This is a genomic window from Methylosinus sp. is20ea, from assembly GCF_059718135.1.
The window spans coordinates 2,147,724-2,161,776 of record NZ_AP046088.1; the positions used below are offsets into that span (position 1 = coordinate 2,147,724).

Consider the following 14,053-nt stretch of genomic DNA (forward strand, 5'->3'; position numbering starts at 1 on the left):
GCGCCGACGTTGCGATCGTTGTAGCAATGTAGCAGAATCGATTCGCTCCCAAAATCGCCGAAAAGACGAAAATCGAGACCATGCTCGACATTCCCGGCAAGGCCTGCGGTCCCTGCGCTTTCTGTTGCAAGGTGCTGGAGATCGAGGAATTCACCAAAAAGGCCGGCGTCTGGTGCGCGCACTGCACGAAGACGAGCGGCTGCGGCGTCTACGCCACGCGGCCCGACGTGTGCCGCGACTATCACTGCCGCTGGAAGGAGGAGCGCTCGCTCGGCGTCCAGCTGCGGCCGGACAAGGTCGGCACGCTGCTGATGGACGATCCCGACAGCGACGAATATCATGCGGTCTGCGACCCCGAAAAGCCGTTTTCCTGGCGCAATCCTCTCGTATTCAAGCATCTCGTGAGCGAGGCGAAGGCCGGCCGCATCGTGGTCGCCAAAGCGGGTCTGCGCGCGTGGCGCATATTCGCCGACGGCAGCTGGCAGGAGTCGGCCTGAAGCGGGCCCATTCTCCGGCGCGATGCGAGCATCGACAAGCGCCCGCGCCTGGCCCATCGTGGCGAGGACTGATTCGATCGATCGCAGGTCTTCGAATGGCGTTTTTCTCATTCGTTCCGGTGGGAGCCGGACGCGGCTCGACCAAGGAGCTCGTCGCGCTCGCGCTGCTCCTGGCGGCCTCGCCGTGCCGAGCGGAGACGCTCAAGGCGCATTTCTCGCTGAGCCTGCTCGGCCTGTCGATCGGCCATGCTTCGGCCGACGGCGTCGTCGACGGACGCAATTATCGCATCGACATTTCGATGCGCACGACCGGCCTCGCCTCTCTCGTCAACGACACGCGCGGCGCCGCCACCGCGGCCGGCGTCGTCTCGCATGAGGGGCTCGCGCCGGCGAGCTACGCCAACACCACTTCCAACACTTACGAGACGCGCACCGTCCGCATGGCGCTCGCCGGCAATTCCGTGCGCGCTGTTCATGTCGATCCGGCGCCTTGGGACATGCCCGTCCGCATTCCGGTGACGGACAGCAACAAATCCCACATCACCGATCCGGTGAGCGCGCTGATCATGAGCGTTCCGGCGAGCGAGCCGCTCGTCGGGCCCTCCGCCTGCAATCGGACCATCCCCGTCTTCGACGGCGTGACGCGTTTCGACGTGACCCTCTCTTATGTCGAGATGCGCAATGTCGAGACGCGCGGCTATTCCGGGCCGGTCTCGGTCTGCACGGCGCGTTATCATCCGATCGCCGGCCATCGGCCGGACAGCGCCTCGACGCGCTTCATGGCGGAGAACAACGACATCACCGTCTGGCTCGCGCCTCTGCCCATGGCGCATGCGGTGGTGCCCTATCGCATGGCTCTGCGCACCACGGTCGGGATGCTGGTCGTCGAGCCGGCCGAGTTCCATCTCGGCGGGCGTCGCCAGGCGGCGGATCAATAAAAAGCGTTTCCAAGCCGAAGCGGACGCCGGTTCGGCGTTCGGAAACGCGTCATAACAAAAGCCGCGCGTTTCCAGCCGAAGTGGACGCCGGTTCGGCGTCGGAAACGCGTCAAAACAAAAGCCGCGCGTTTTCAGTCGATGCGGATCTCGCGCGTCTTCTTGCGGTTCAGCCGGTCGGATTCGTATTCGAGATAGCGCACCTCGCGGGGCTCCGCCGACCCTGGCGCGAGACAGAAGGAGGGCGCGGGCGTGAAGCGCCCGTCCGGTCCGGTGAAACATTCGGAAAAGCGCACTTCGCAATCGAAGGACGTTTCCGTATGCGGCGCGACGCGGGCGACGATCGCGCGCGCTTTCTCCACCGCGCCGGCGCAGAGGCCGGCGTCGAGGCCATAGGCGCGGCACTGCTGGACCGTCGCCATATAGCGGCCATCGCCCGAACAGGCGGGCGTCCGGCGATAGCCGAAGAACCAGACGGCGCCGATGAGCGTCGCGAGTCCGGCGACGACGATGAAGGTGAGAGAGGGACGGGCCATTGGCGTCGGTTTTCTGTTTTTCTTCGTCGAGCCGCAGCTTCATTAACGGCGCCGCACGCGCCTTCGCAAGCCCCAAAGGCGGCGATGGAGGCGGCGCCGCATCTTGACGAGCATCAAAGGCTAATATAATTGCCACCAACGTGTCGCGGGCGTGGATCGCGGCTTCGTTCGGTCGTTCGAAGAGGATCGCGCCGAGCGTGACAGACCGTCGGCGCGTCTCGGATCGCGGTCGGCCCGTGTAGGGCGTTCTCGGAATTCGAGGCGGCGACGATATCCACCAAAGCGTATCGCACTCGAGAGGCGAGACTTCGTCTATCCTGGGTGATATCGTTGCGCGGCTGGCAGCCTGAACGAGATCGGGCGTTAAAGAGGAGGAAGCGTTATGGGAGCAATTCTCGAGCTTACGAGCTATGCGGCGACGCCGGTTGGCATGATCGCGATCATCGCGCTCGGCGCCGCGGCTTATTTCGCCGCTCGCTGGGTCCTGAGCGACTGACGCTTCAGAACCGCTACGGAACATGATGCGGCGCATCGGCTCGTTCGATGCGCCGCTTCTTTTTGGCCGAAGAAATCCCCCGCCGGGCGTGAAAGATTCCGCCTCGAGCGTTGCGAAAGTCGCGCCGAGGCTTTCAAATGGAAGCCGCAGGTTATATAGTCTGGCCTACCCACTCGGGGGGCGCCGCCGCCCGGGTCCGACCCGGCTGCGACGGCAGCGTTTTCACTTTGGAGTGGCCCATGGCCTCGACGTCTTCGACGAAGCTCGGAGATGAGCGATTGCGAGCTGTCGGACGTCCCGGTCCGATCCGCGCGCCCGAACGTCCGTCGACGCAGGCGGCGGCCGACGCCGCGCCGACCGCTCTGCGCCAGAAGGCCGAGCGGACCGGCGAAGATCGCGGCGAGGCGGGAGCGGCCTTTCCGATCGACGTCGCCATCGCCGACAAGAGCCCGCTCATTCTCGCCGGGCTTGAGGCGCTGCTCGCCGACGACCGCCGATTCAATCTCGTGCTGAAGGTCACCGACGGCGAGGAGTTTCTGGACGCCGCCAAGCTGCAGCGGTTTCAGATCGCCATCATCGGCTGGCAATTGCCGACGCTGCATGCGCGTGAAGTGCTGCGCGCGCTGTCGCGCCAGCCCTCCGCGCCCAAGATCGTCGTCTACAGCGGCACCAATGATCCCGCCGCGCCGGCGGAGACGCTGCAATTGGGCGGCGCCGGCTTCGTCAGCAAGCGCGCTCCGCCGGAGCGGCTGCTCGACGTGCTCGCCTCCGTCGCCGCGGGCGACATGGTGTTTCCCTTCGTCGACATCCGCAAGATGCGCGCCGATCCGCTGGAGAATCTCACTTTGCGCGAGCGCAGCCTGCTCTCGGCGCTGGGCTCGGGACACACCAACAACCAGCTCGCCAAGGATTTCGGCGTCTCGATCAACACGATCAAATTCCATCTGCGCAATTTGTTCGAGAAGCTCGAGGTGCGCAATCGCGCCCAGGCGATCTCGCTGTTCCTGGAGATGAAGCACGGCTCCTGGACCGCGGCGACCCCGAGCGGACGCTCCGAGGCGGCGGGCGCCTCCCGCTCCAGGAAGTCCTCGCGCGACTGACGAGAAGTCTTCGCGCGACTGATCTGATCGGGCGGGCGCAGTGACGCGCGTCTACTGGCCCGCTTCGGGCGCCGGAAACAGCGCGTCGGTCTTGCCGGTCAGCCGATAGGCGAGGAGGCCGACCCATTCATGCGCCGCGAGATCGATCACGCGGAGCATTTCCGCCGCGTTCTTGTGAAGGCTGACGTCCATCCAGGACCCCCGCGTGTGATAGGCGACGGGATAGGGGATCGCCGGAAAATCCACGCGTCGAAAAATGCCGACGGAGCGCGGCATATGCATCGCCGATGTGACCAGAAGCCAGCGCTCTCCCGGCTGCGGCGACGCCAGCTTGCGGGAGTAGACGGCGTTCTCGAATGTGTTGCGTGATTTGTTCTCGAGAATGATCCGTTGCGGATCGACGCCCATCTGCTCGAGAAATCGTCCGGCGACCTCCGCCTCGGAATAGGACGAGCCGCGCATCGACGCCGAGCCTCCCGAGAAGAGAATGCGCGCGTGCGGATAGCGGCGCGACAATTCGACCGCGGCCGTCAATCGCTCGGCCGCATCATTGAAGGCGACGCCGCCGCGCGCCATGCTGATGTTCTCGTCGAAGGCGCCGCCGAGCACGATGATTCCATCGGGCGCCGGCATATCCGCCGCCGGCCGCGCGAAGCGATTCTCCAAGGGCAGCGCCAGATAGATCGCGAGCGGCGAGAAGGACATTGCGAGAAGGGCGAGCATTCCCGCCGTCGCCAGCGCGCGGCCCGTCTTCGCGAAGCGCGTGAACAGCAGAACGACGCCGATCGCGGCGAGCAATAGGGCGATATGCGGAGGATTGATGAAGAATTCGGCGATCTTGGAAAGAAGAAAGAACATTGGCGCTCGCAATGGTTGGCGCAGGCGGCGAGCGGCGGCCGGTAGACGCCGGCATGGCGCCTACCGCGGATCGCCCGACCGACAGAAGCTCACATATTCGGATAATTCGGGCCGCCGCCGCCCTCCGGCGGAACCCAATTGATGTTCTGCGCCGGGTCCTTGATGTCGCAGGTCTTGCAGTGCACGCAATTTTGCGCGTTGATCACGAAGCGCGGATCGCTCTTGGCCGCCTCGTCCGCATAGACGACCTCATAGACGCCGGCCGGACAATAGAGCCGCGCCGGCTCGCCATAGAGCGGCAGATTCGTCTCGATCGGGATCGAAGGATCGGCGAGCTTCAGATGGACCGGCTGATCCTCCTCGTGATTGGTGTTGGAGACGAACACAGAGGAGAGCTTGTCGAAGACGAGCTTGCTCGCGAGCTTGGGATAAGAGAGCCGCTGAACATCCTTCAGCGGCTTCAGGCAGGCGTGATCCGGCTTGCCGTGCTTCAGCGTGCCGAAGAGCGAGACGCCGAGCAGCTCGTTCGTCCACATGTCGAAGCCATAGAGCGGCGCGCCGATATAGGTGCCGAATTTCGACCACAGCGGCTTGACGTTGCGCACCGGCTTCAGATCGCGGCCGATGTCCGACGCGCGCCACGCCGCCTCATAGCTCGCGACCTCGTCATGGGCGCGGCCCTCTTCCAGCGCCTTCGCCACATGATCGGCGGCGAGAATTCCCGACAGCACGGCGTTGTGCGAGCCCTTTATGCGCGGGACATTCATGAAGCCGGCCGCGCAGCCCAGCAGCGCGCCGCCGGGGAAGGTGAGCTTGGGCACGCTCTGCCAGCCGCCTTCGGTGAGCGCGCGCGCGCCATAGGAGATGCGCGTGCCGCCTTCCAGCGTCGGCGCGATCTGCGGATGCGTCTTGAAGCGCTGGAATTCGTCGAAGGGCGAGAGCGTCGGATTGGAATAGTTGAGATGCACGACGAAGCCGATCGACACATAGTCTTCGTCGAAATGATAGAGGAAGGAGCCGCCGCCCGTATCGGATGTGAGCGGCCAGCCGAAGCTGTGCTGCACGAGCCCGGCCTTGTGCCTGGCCTTGTCGATGCGCCAGAGCTCCTTGAAGCCGATGCCGAATTTCTGCGGCTCGCGCCCTTGCGAGAGGCCGAATTTGGCGATGATCTCCTTGGCCAGCGAGCCGCGCGCGCCCTCGGCGATCAGCGTATATTTGCCGCGCAGCTCCATGCCGCGGGTGAAGCTGTCCTTGGGTTGGCCGTCGCGCCCGATCCCCATGTCGCCCGTGGCGACGCCGAGGATCTCGCCCGTCTCGCCATAGAGCAATTCGGCGCCGGCGAAGCCCGGATAGATCTCGACGCCGAGGCCTTCCGCCTTCGCCGCCAGCCAGCGCGCCACATTGCCCAGCGAGCCGACGAAATTGCCATGATTGTTCATGAGCTTGGGCATTAGCGCATTGGGGATGCGGAAGCCGCTTTTCTGCGTCAGCAGATAGAATTGATCATCATCGACCTGCGTTTTGAGCGGCCGGTCCTCGTCCTCGCGCCAATCCGGCAGCAGGCGGTCGAGGCCGATCGGATCGATGACCGCGCCGGAGAGAATATGCGCGCCGGGCTCCGAGCCCTTCTCGATGACGACGACGGAGAGATCGGGGGAAATCTGCTTGAGGCGGATCGCCGCGGAAAGGCCGGCCGGGCCGGCTCCGACGATCACGACGTCGTAATCCATAGCTTCGCGCGGGGGCAATTCTTCTGTCTCAGCCATCGTCTTTCCCATCGACCAACGATTCCGAACGCCGCATTCCTCCCTTCCCCGCGAGCGGGGAGAGGAGGCGGCCGGCGCCCGAAACACGGCCCTTGTCTGTCGGCAGAGCGATTTCACGTTTTCTCGAAAGAGGAAACCCCCGGGCCATGGTTTTGGGGCAAGTTTTTCGCCCCTCTCCGGGATGGCGGCCATCGAATGCGCCTATCCGCCTCGCTCCCGCAGTTGATGGAGTCGTTTCGTGTGTCGAGTCTTCGGCGCGCTTCCTTCTCCCACTTGTGGGAGAAGGTGGCCCTCGCGTCAGCGAGGGTCGGATGAGGGTCCCTGCCGCTTGCCGAGTTGCACGCTGCCTTTTAATTGAATTCGAAACGGCTCATCTGCACGGGCCCTCATCCGACCCGGCTACGCCGGGCCACCTTCTCCCGCAAGCGGGAGAAGGAATGAAGCCGTCGCGCATTGGAGGGAACGAGAATTGAATGCACACTTCGTGAGACGCTGCAGCCGTCCTGGCCGGGCTTGTCCCGGCCATCCACGCCGAGCAGCTGAGAAACCAAAGGAAAGCGCCAACCATCGGCGAATTCGTCCCCCGGCGGGGTCCGCCGGAGTTTCGGCGGCACGCCAAACTTCTTAGACGCTTCGGCGCGCGTTGGCGTGGATGGCCGGGACCAGCCCGGCCAAGACGTCGCGGGGGTGAGGAGGATGTGGGCATTCGATAGCCCTGAAGGGGCGGATGAAACGCCCCTTCTCGATCTCACCCGATCGCCCGCCACGCTCCGCGTTGACTTCCCGGCCCCCAGCGCCTAAAAACGCGCCAATCTCGTCAGAGATGACCTATGACTAGCCCATTCGCCCCAGAGGCGAAGGGCCAACGTCCGGCAGCGCCATGCGCCCCCGGGCGCGATTTGCTTTGGAGAAGCGAATGGCGAATAGCGAGTAGCGAATAGATCGATCTTCGGCTCTACTCGCTACTCGCTATTCGCTACTCGCCCCGCAGGAGAACCGCATGTTCGAGGGCCTTTCCGACAAGCTCTCCGGCATATTCGACAAGCTCACGCGGCGCGGCGCCCTTTCGGAGGCCGATGTCGCCGAGGCTCTGCGCGAGGTGCGCCGCGCTCTGCTCGAGGCGGATGTCGCGCTCGACGTCGTGCGCTCCTTCACCGACAGCGTGCAGGCGAAGGCCGTCGGCGCCAATGTGGTGAAGTCGGTCTCGCCCGGCCAGATGGTCGTCAAGATCGTCAATGACGTCATGGTCGAGACGCTCGGCTCCACCGCGCAGCCGATCGATCTCGACGCCGCCCCGCCGGTCGCCATCATGCTGGTCGGCCTCCAGGGCGCCGGCAAGACGACGACCACGGCCAAGATCGCCAAGCGCCTGACCGAGCGTCACGGCAAGCGCGTGCTGATGGCCTCGCTGGACGTGAAGCGTCCCGCCGCGCAGGAGCAGCTCGCCATTCTCGGCCGGCAGGTGAATGTCGACACTCTGGCGATCGTGCCGGGCCAGGACCCGGTGAAGATCGCCAAGCGCGCCGAGGAGACGGCGCGGCGCGAAGGCTATGACGTGGTGATGCTCGACACGGCGGGCCGCACGCATATAGACGAGCCGCTGATGGAGGAGATGGCGCAGATCAAGGCCGTCTCCAAGCCGCATGAGATTCTGCTCGTCGTCGATGCGCTGACCGGTCAGGACGCGGTCAATCTCGCCAAGAATTTCGATGATCGCGTCGGCCTCACAGGCATTGTGCTGACGCGCGTCGATGGCGATGGCCGCGGCGGCGCGGCGCTCTCCATGCGCGCCGTCACCGGCAAGCCGATCAAGCTGATCGCCACCGGCGAGAAGATGGATGCGCTCGACGAATTCTCGCCGCAGCGCATCGCCAATCGCATTCTCGGCATGGGCGACATTGTCGCGCTGGTCGAGAAAGCTGCCGCCGCCGTCGATCAGGAGCAGGCCGCCCGCGCCGCCGAGCGCATGGCGAAAGGCAAGTTCGATCTGCAGGATCTGGCCGATCAGCTGTCGATGATGGAGAAGGTCGGCGGCTTCGGCGGCATAATGGGGCTGCTCCCCGGCGTCGCCAAGATGAAGGAGCAGATCGCCTCCGCCAATATCGACGACAAGATGTTCAAGCGCCAGCGCGCCATCATTCTGTCGATGACGCCCAAGGAGCGGCGCAATCCCGACATTCTCAAAGCCTCGCGCAAGCGCCGCATAGCGGCGGGCTCCGGCGCGAAGGTGGAGGAGATCAACAAGCTCTTGAAGCAGCATCGCCAGATGGCCGACATGATGAAGGCCATGGGCGGCGGCAAAGGCGGCGGCAAGGGCGGCGGGATGATGGCCAAGGCCGCGCAGATGATGGGAATGGGCGGCATGCAGGCGCCTTCGCCCGAGCAGCTCGCGCAATTGCAGAAGAAAATGGGCGGCGCCCCGCCGCCCGGCGCCGGCCCCAGCATTCCCGCTGCGCCGCCGGCTTCCGCATTCTCCGCCAAGCCGACGCTTCCGGGCCTCGGCGGCGGCGGAGGTTTCCTGAGCGGGCTCAACCCGTTCGGGAAGAAGAAATGAAGGGGCGAATAGCGAATAGGGAGTAGCGAATAGCTCGCCTTCCTCAATTCGCTACTCGCTACTCGCTATTCGCTCTCACAAAGGAAGAACCAAATGTCCCTGAAGATCAGACTCTCCCGCGGCGGCGCCAAGAAGCGTCCCTTCTATCGCGTCGTCGTCGCCGATTCGCGCTCGCCCCGCGATGGCCGCTTCATCGAGCGCCTCGGCACTTTCGATCCGCTGAAGCCGAAGGACGCCGCCGATCGTCTGGTGCTCGACGCCGAGAAAGCGAAGGAGTGGATCGCCAAGGGCGCGCAGGCGACCGATCGCGTCGCCCGCCTGCTCGAGAGCGTCGGCGTCGGCAAGCGCGAGGCGCGCAGCAATCCGCAGAAGGCCCAGCCGAAGAAGAAGGCCCAGGAGCGCGCCGCCGCCGCCGCGGCGGCCGAGGCCGCCTCGGCCTGATGACGTCGTCATTGCGAGCGAAGCGAAGCAATCCGGGGCCGCGCGGCGGCCCCTGGAGCGCTTCGCTCGTCCGGCGATGCGACGCCCGCTCTGGACCGCGAGCCTTCAGGCTCGCTTTCTGCGCCGTATGAAGAACGCGGTTCTCCTCGGCCGGCTCGGCGCCGCGCATGGCGTGCGCGGCGAAATCCGCCTGCAGAGCTTCACCGCCGATCCTTCGGCGATCTCCACCTATGGTCCCTTGTTCGATGCGAGCGGCGCGCGCCGTTTCGTCATCGCTTCGCTGCGGCCTCTGGGCAAGGACATGTTCGTCGCGCGTCTCGAGGGCGTGCGCGACCGCGAGGCGGCGACGGCGCTCACAGGCGTCGAGCTCTATCTTCCGCGCGCGGCGCTGCCGGAGCCGGAGGAGGACGAATTCTATCTCGCCGATCTCGAGGGGCTGCGGGCGGAGACGCGCGCGGGCGAGACGCTCGGCGTGGTGATCGCCGTGCGCAATTTCGGCGCGGGCGATTTATTGGAGGTGCAGCCGCCCGCGGGCGGCGAGACGATCCTCCTGCCTTTCACCAAGGCGGTGGTTCCCATCGTCGATGTGGCGGGTGGGCGTGTGGTGGTGGAGCCGCCGACCTCCGACGAAGACACATCCGAAGAATAGGCTCGGCGGCTTTGCCGCGCCGGAGGAAACGGCCGCCGGCGCCGTGCTCGAGCGGCCGTTGGCAAAATCGCTCACTGCATCGCGATCCTGGATTTCGCGATTTCCGCCGGCTGCAGCCAAACCAGGGCGCGGTTCGCGATCGCGGGGCCGAGCGATATCGACAAGGGTTTGGCGATCTCGGCCGGAGGGGCCCAATTCGCGCGCGGACGGCTGGGCGAGGCCAGGGCGGCGAGGCCTGCGACGTCATCGACTCCATCGGCAGAGGCTCTCGTCAGGGCGATCTCCGCCGGCGGCCGCCAGTCGCGAGCGCCGCTGGTGAAGGCGGATCTGTGCTCGATGGCCGGGCTCTCGCCCGCGATCTCGCTCGGGCCGACCCATTCCGAGACAGGAAATTCGGCCGAGGCCTGGACGGCGCGGCCGACGCCGCCGTCGATGCTCCGAACCGCGGTTTTCGCGGCGGCGATCTCCATCGGCGGCAGCCAGATGCGCGAGGGGTCGGCGAAGGTCGAGCGGTGTCCCGGGGTTTTCGCGGCGATCTCCGCCGGAGGAGTCCAGCTCGAGGCCGGCGGAGCGATCGAGGCCGTGGCGACAAAGTCCACGGCCCGCGTGGCGGCGATCTCGCCCGGAGGCTGCCAAACGAGAGCTCTGGCGCTGATTTCGGCCGGAGAGGTCCAATGCGCGCGCGGGCCGGCCGAGGCCGGAACGCTGAAAAGTCTGGCGGAGACGGCGAGCGAGCCGCGATCGAGATTGCCGCAACCCATGCCGTCGACATCGGACCGCCATTGCGGCCGTTCCGGCAGGGACCGCGCCTCTCCGCCGAGCAGACCGAGCAGAGCGACGACGGACAGCATGCATAGAGCATTGAAAAGTCGCCACATGTGTTTGCTCCAAAAAATAAGAAGAAAACGATATGAGGCTGGTGCGATCTTCGTAAATGGACCGTTAAAAATTCAGATCATCCGAAATGATACCTGGTCTTGCTAGATCTCGACCGCTCGGCGGGCGTGCGATTCCCGCTCGGCGGTTCCCTGGCGATGTCGGGCTCGAAGTCGCGGCGGGCTCCTTCCCCGCTCTCGGCCCGCATGCCATAACCGGCCGCATGTGGCGCGCGACCATCCTCACCCTCTTCCCGGAAATGTTTCCCGGCCCGCTGGGCTTGTCCCTCGCCGGCGACGGGCTCGCACGCGGCCTCTGGGCTCTGGAGGCCCGCAATATTCGCGAGCAGGGATTGGGCCGTCATCGCGCCGTCGATGACACGCCGGCCGGCGGTGGTCCCGGCATGGTGATGCGCGCCGATGTTCTCGCCGCCGCGATCGACGCCGCCGCGCCGCAGGGCGATGCGCGCCCGCGCTTGCTGATGAGCCCGCGCGGCGCGCCGCTCACGCAGCAGCGCGTGCGCAAGCTCGCCGCCGGAGAGGGCGCGGTCATTCTCTGCGGGCGTTTCGAGGGCGTCGATGAACGCATCATCGAGGCGCGCGCGCTGGAGGAGGTTTCGATCGGCGATTATGTGCTCTCGGGCGGCGAGATCGCGGCGATGGCGGTTATCGACGCCTGCGTGCGGCTCCTGCCCGGCATTATGGGAGAGACCGCCTCGGGCGAAGAGGAGAGCTTCGAGTCGGGCCTGCTCGAATATCCACAATATACGCGGCCGCGCGATTTCGAGGGCCGTGCGATTCCCGACATTCTGCTCTGCGGCGATCACGCCAAAATCGCGCGCTGGCGCCATGAGCGCGCCGTCGAGCTGACGCGCGCGAGGCGGCCGGATATGCTGGCGCGCGATGGAAACGAGCGGGACGAGAACAAAAAGCGCTGAGCGTGATCGGGCGCGATGATTTTTTCGTCATTGCGAGCCGAGCGAAGCGATCCAGAGCCGCGGCGCGGCTCTGGATCGCTTCGTCGCTACGCTCCTCGCGATGACGGAAAAGCGTTCAGGACATCACCACATTCACCGCGCTCTCGGGCAATTCCTTGCCGAAGCAGCGCTGATAGAATTCGGCGACCAGCGGACGCTCGAGCTCGTCGCATTTGTTCAGGAAGGTGAGCCGGAAGGCGAAGCCGACATCGCCGAAAATCTCCGAATTCTCCGCCCAGGTGATGACCGTGCGCGGGCTCATCACCGTCGAGAGATCGCCGGACATGAAGGCGTTGCGCGAAAGATCGGCGACGCGCACCATCTTATTGACGGCGTCGCGGCCTTCCTTGGTCGCATTGAAGCTCTTCACCTTGGCGAGCACGATATTGGTCTCGGCGTCATGCGGCAGATAATTGAGCGTCGAGACGATCGACCAGCGGTCCATCTGGCCCTGATTGATCTGCTGCGTGCCGTGATAGAGGCCGGATGTGTCGCCGAGGCCGACCGTGTTGGCGGTGGCGAACAGGCGGAAGGCCGGATGCGGGCGGATGACGCGGTTCTGATCGAGCAGCGTCAGCCGGCCGGAGACTTCCAGCACGCGCTGAATGACGAACATCACATCCGGGCGGCCGGCGTCATATTCGTCGAAGCAGAGCGCGATATTGTGCTGGAGCGCCCAGGGCAGAATGCCGTCGCGGAACTCGGTGACCTGCTTGCCGTCCTTCAGCACGATCGCGTCCTTGCCGACGAGATCGATGCGCGAGACATGGCTGTCGAGATTGACGCGCACGCAGGGCCAGTTGAGGCGGGCGGCGACCTGCTCGATATGGGTGGATTTGCCGGTGCCATGATAGCCCGTGACCATCACACGGCGGTTGCGGGCGAAACCGGCGAGAATGGCGAGCGTCGTCTCGCGGTCGAAGAGATAGTCGGGGTCCTTGTCCGGAACATGCTCGCTCCGCTCGGAATAGGCGGGAACCTCGAGATCGGAGTCGATGCCGAACAGCTGGCGCACGGAGACTTTTAGGTCCGGCAGGGGCGCGGACCCGGCCGCTTTGTCGCTTGGGGTTGACATTGATCCTCCGTTTCGCCGACGCGCGCTCGCGACATTCGCGCCGGCAAGGCCTGGTCAAACGAGCTTGTTCAAACGAGCTTGGCCGCTCGCAGCGTCTTATACGCGTGAATGATCTCCCGCAGTCTTTCCTCGCAGGAGCGATCTCCGCCATTGGCGTCTGGATGGTGACGTTTGACGAGTTCCTTATAGCGCGTCTTGATCGCTTCCGCACCGGCGGTCTCGTCGAGGCCGAGCGCGTTCAGCGCCTTGATCGTCACGGCCGAATAGCGCGGGGCGGCCTCCGCCTGCGGTCGTCCGCGATGCGCCTTCTGCCGGTAGAGGCCCAGCGGATCGGCCAAATTCTCGGCCCGCAGCGGGTCCTCGCGGAACGCCGCCTGTCCGCGCTTCACGCCCATCGACCATGTGGGGCGATGGCCGGTGGTGGCGTCCTTCAGATAGCGGGCGACGTCCTCATCGCTCATGCCGTTGAAGTAATTGTAGGAGTTATTGTATTCCCGCACGTGCTCCAGGCAGAAGCAGAAATATTGTCCCTCGCGCAGCCGGCCCATGGGCGCGCGATGGGCCCCCTCCGCCTCGCAGCCCGGGGCGTCGCAGCGAAAACGGGTCTCGCGGCGCTCCTGCCTCTGCTCGGGCTTCACGCGGATACGATCGAAGAGGGGCGAATTCAAATCCATGGCGCTGCATTATGGTAGACTGGCCGCCGGCTGCAAGCGGAACCCGACGCCAATTTCATTCGGCGGGAATTTTGCTTGGGTGGCGGGGACGAGGAGGATTCCACTATGGCCGCACAAGGCAATATCGGCGCCGTCCAGGCAAGCATAAGATCGAAACTGACCGAAGGGCTCGCGCCGCTCACCTTGAAGGTGATCGACGAGTCGGACAAGCACGCCGGTCACGGCGGCCATCATCAGGATGGCGAAAGCCATTTTCGCATCGAGGTGGTGAGCGAGGCTTTCGCCGGCAAGAAGCTGGTCGAGCGGCACAGAATTGTCAACACGCTGCTCGCCGAGGAGCTGGCCGGCCGCGTTCACGCCCTGGCGATCACCGCTCGCGCCCCGCAGGAGTAGGGGCGCGCGGCGACGCTTGACGCGTCGCCGCTCCTGCGCGACTCTCGGCTCCGCCCGGGGGAGCCTCGCCGCCGGCGCGCTCGGCGCGCGGCGAGAGGCTGAGAGGCCGAATAGCTTTAGAACAAGCGGCTCGGCGACCCTTCGAACCTGATCCAGTTCGCGCTGGCGTAGGGAGGTCGCATGTTCCTGTTTTCGCTCGGCCGAGGCGCTCTCGGCCGCTCGCCTCG

At 65.4% G+C, this 14,053-nt stretch carries 14 protein-coding genes and 1 riboswitch; of the genes, 8 read left to right on the plus strand and 6 right to left on the minus strand.

Annotated elements, in window-relative coordinates; genetic code table 11:
* Positions 1 to 80 precede the first annotated feature (80 nt).
* Both AC6IY7_RS09770 and AC6IY7_RS09775 read left to right on the plus strand, forming a co-directional pair.
* Positions 81 to 497 (plus strand): CxxCxxCC domain-containing protein, encoded by a 417-nt coding sequence (locus AC6IY7_RS09770; RefSeq protein WP_497778765.1) that lies wholly within the window; start codon positions 81 to 83, stop codon positions 495 to 497.
* A 95-nt stretch (positions 498 to 592) separates the two neighbouring features.
* A complete protein-coding gene (locus AC6IY7_RS09775) occupies positions 593 to 1,435 on the plus strand; it encodes a DUF3108 domain-containing protein (protein WP_497778766.1) in 843 nt (280 codons plus the stop codon).
* A gap of 131 nt (positions 1,436 to 1,566) precedes the next feature.
* Here AC6IY7_RS09775 and AC6IY7_RS09780 read toward each other — a convergent pair whose 3' ends face one another.
* Positions 1,567 to 1,968, minus strand: coding sequence for a hypothetical protein (locus tag AC6IY7_RS09780; protein WP_497778767.1), 402 nt, complete (start codon positions 1,966 to 1,968; stop codon positions 1,567 to 1,569).
* 735 nt (positions 1,969 to 2,703) lie between these two features.
* On the opposite strand from AC6IY7_RS09780, the gene AC6IY7_RS09785 reads away from it, so the two are divergent.
* Positions 2,704 to 3,564 carry a LuxR C-terminal-related transcriptional regulator gene (locus AC6IY7_RS09785; RefSeq protein ID WP_497778768.1) on the plus strand — a complete coding sequence of 287 codons (861 nt, stop codon included), beginning with the start codon at positions 2,704 to 2,706 and terminating at the stop codon, positions 3,562 to 3,564.
* A gap of 51 nt (positions 3,565 to 3,615) precedes the next feature.
* On the opposite strand, the gene AC6IY7_RS09790 is transcribed toward AC6IY7_RS09785, so the two are convergent.
* Positions 3,616 to 4,422 (minus strand): YdcF family protein, encoded by an 807-nt coding sequence (locus AC6IY7_RS09790; RefSeq protein ID WP_497778769.1) that lies wholly within the window; start codon positions 4,420 to 4,422, stop codon positions 3,616 to 3,618.
* 89 nt (positions 4,423 to 4,511) lie between these two features.
* The gene (locus tag AC6IY7_RS09795) at positions 4,512 to 6,188 is read right to left on the minus strand and encodes an electron transfer flavoprotein-ubiquinone oxidoreductase (protein WP_497778770.1); all 1,677 of its coding nucleotides are present in this window, start codon (positions 6,186 to 6,188) and stop codon (positions 4,512 to 4,514) included.
* Positions 6,189 to 7,188: 1,000 nt separating this feature from the next.
* Between AC6IY7_RS09795 and ffh the strand changes: the two genes are divergently transcribed.
* From ffh to rimM, 3 genes are all read left to right on the plus strand, one after another.
* The gene (gene ffh / locus AC6IY7_RS09800; protein WP_497778771.1) at positions 7,189 to 8,742 is read left to right on the plus strand and encodes a signal recognition particle protein; all 1,554 of its coding nucleotides are present in this window, start codon (positions 7,189 to 7,191) and stop codon (positions 8,740 to 8,742) included.
* Between the two features lie 93 nt (positions 8,743 to 8,835).
* Positions 8,836 to 9,183: a 30S ribosomal protein S16 gene (gene rpsP / locus AC6IY7_RS09805; RefSeq protein WP_497778772.1), complete on the plus strand. Its 348-nt coding sequence runs from the start codon at positions 8,836 to 8,838 to the stop codon at positions 9,181 to 9,183.
* A 127-nt stretch (positions 9,184 to 9,310) separates the two neighbouring features.
* Positions 9,311 to 9,832 (plus strand): ribosome maturation factor RimM, encoded by a 522-nt coding sequence (gene rimM, locus AC6IY7_RS09810; protein ID WP_497782819.1) that lies wholly within the window; start codon positions 9,311 to 9,313, stop codon positions 9,830 to 9,832.
* 71 nt (positions 9,833 to 9,903) lie between these two features.
* On the opposite strand, the gene AC6IY7_RS09815 is transcribed toward rimM, so the two are convergent.
* A complete protein-coding gene (locus AC6IY7_RS09815; RefSeq protein WP_497778773.1) occupies positions 9,904 to 10,710 on the minus strand; it encodes a hypothetical protein in 807 nt (268 codons plus the stop codon).
* A gap of 221 nt (positions 10,711 to 10,931) precedes the next feature.
* Here AC6IY7_RS09815 and trmD point away from each other — a divergent pair, with 221 nt between their 5' ends.
* Complete coding sequence (gene trmD, locus AC6IY7_RS09820) at positions 10,932 to 11,645, plus strand: tRNA (guanosine(37)-N1)-methyltransferase TrmD (protein ID WP_497782820.1); 714 nt, start codon at positions 10,932 to 10,934, stop codon at positions 11,643 to 11,645.
* A gap of 115 nt (positions 11,646 to 11,760) precedes the next feature.
* On the opposite strand, the gene cobS is transcribed toward trmD, so the two are convergent.
* Both cobS and AC6IY7_RS09830 read right to left on the minus strand, forming a co-directional pair.
* Positions 11,761 to 12,759: a cobaltochelatase subunit CobS gene (gene cobS / locus AC6IY7_RS09825; protein WP_497778774.1), complete on the minus strand. Its 999-nt coding sequence runs from the start codon at positions 12,757 to 12,759 to the stop codon at positions 11,761 to 11,763.
* Between the two features lie 68 nt (positions 12,760 to 12,827).
* Positions 12,828 to 13,433: a J domain-containing protein gene (locus AC6IY7_RS09830; RefSeq protein WP_497778775.1), complete on the minus strand. Its 606-nt coding sequence runs from the start codon at positions 13,431 to 13,433 to the stop codon at positions 12,828 to 12,830.
* A 105-nt stretch (positions 13,434 to 13,538) separates the two neighbouring features.
* On the opposite strand from AC6IY7_RS09830, the gene AC6IY7_RS09835 reads away from it, so the two are divergent.
* Entirely contained in the window at positions 13,539 to 13,826 is a 288-nt protein-coding gene (locus AC6IY7_RS09835; RefSeq protein WP_497778776.1) for a BolA family protein, read from the plus strand.
* A gap of 46 nt (positions 13,827 to 13,872) precedes the next feature.
* Positions 13,873 to 14,017, plus strand: a riboswitch (TPP riboswitch).
* Positions 14,018 to 14,053: the final 36 nt, after the last annotated feature.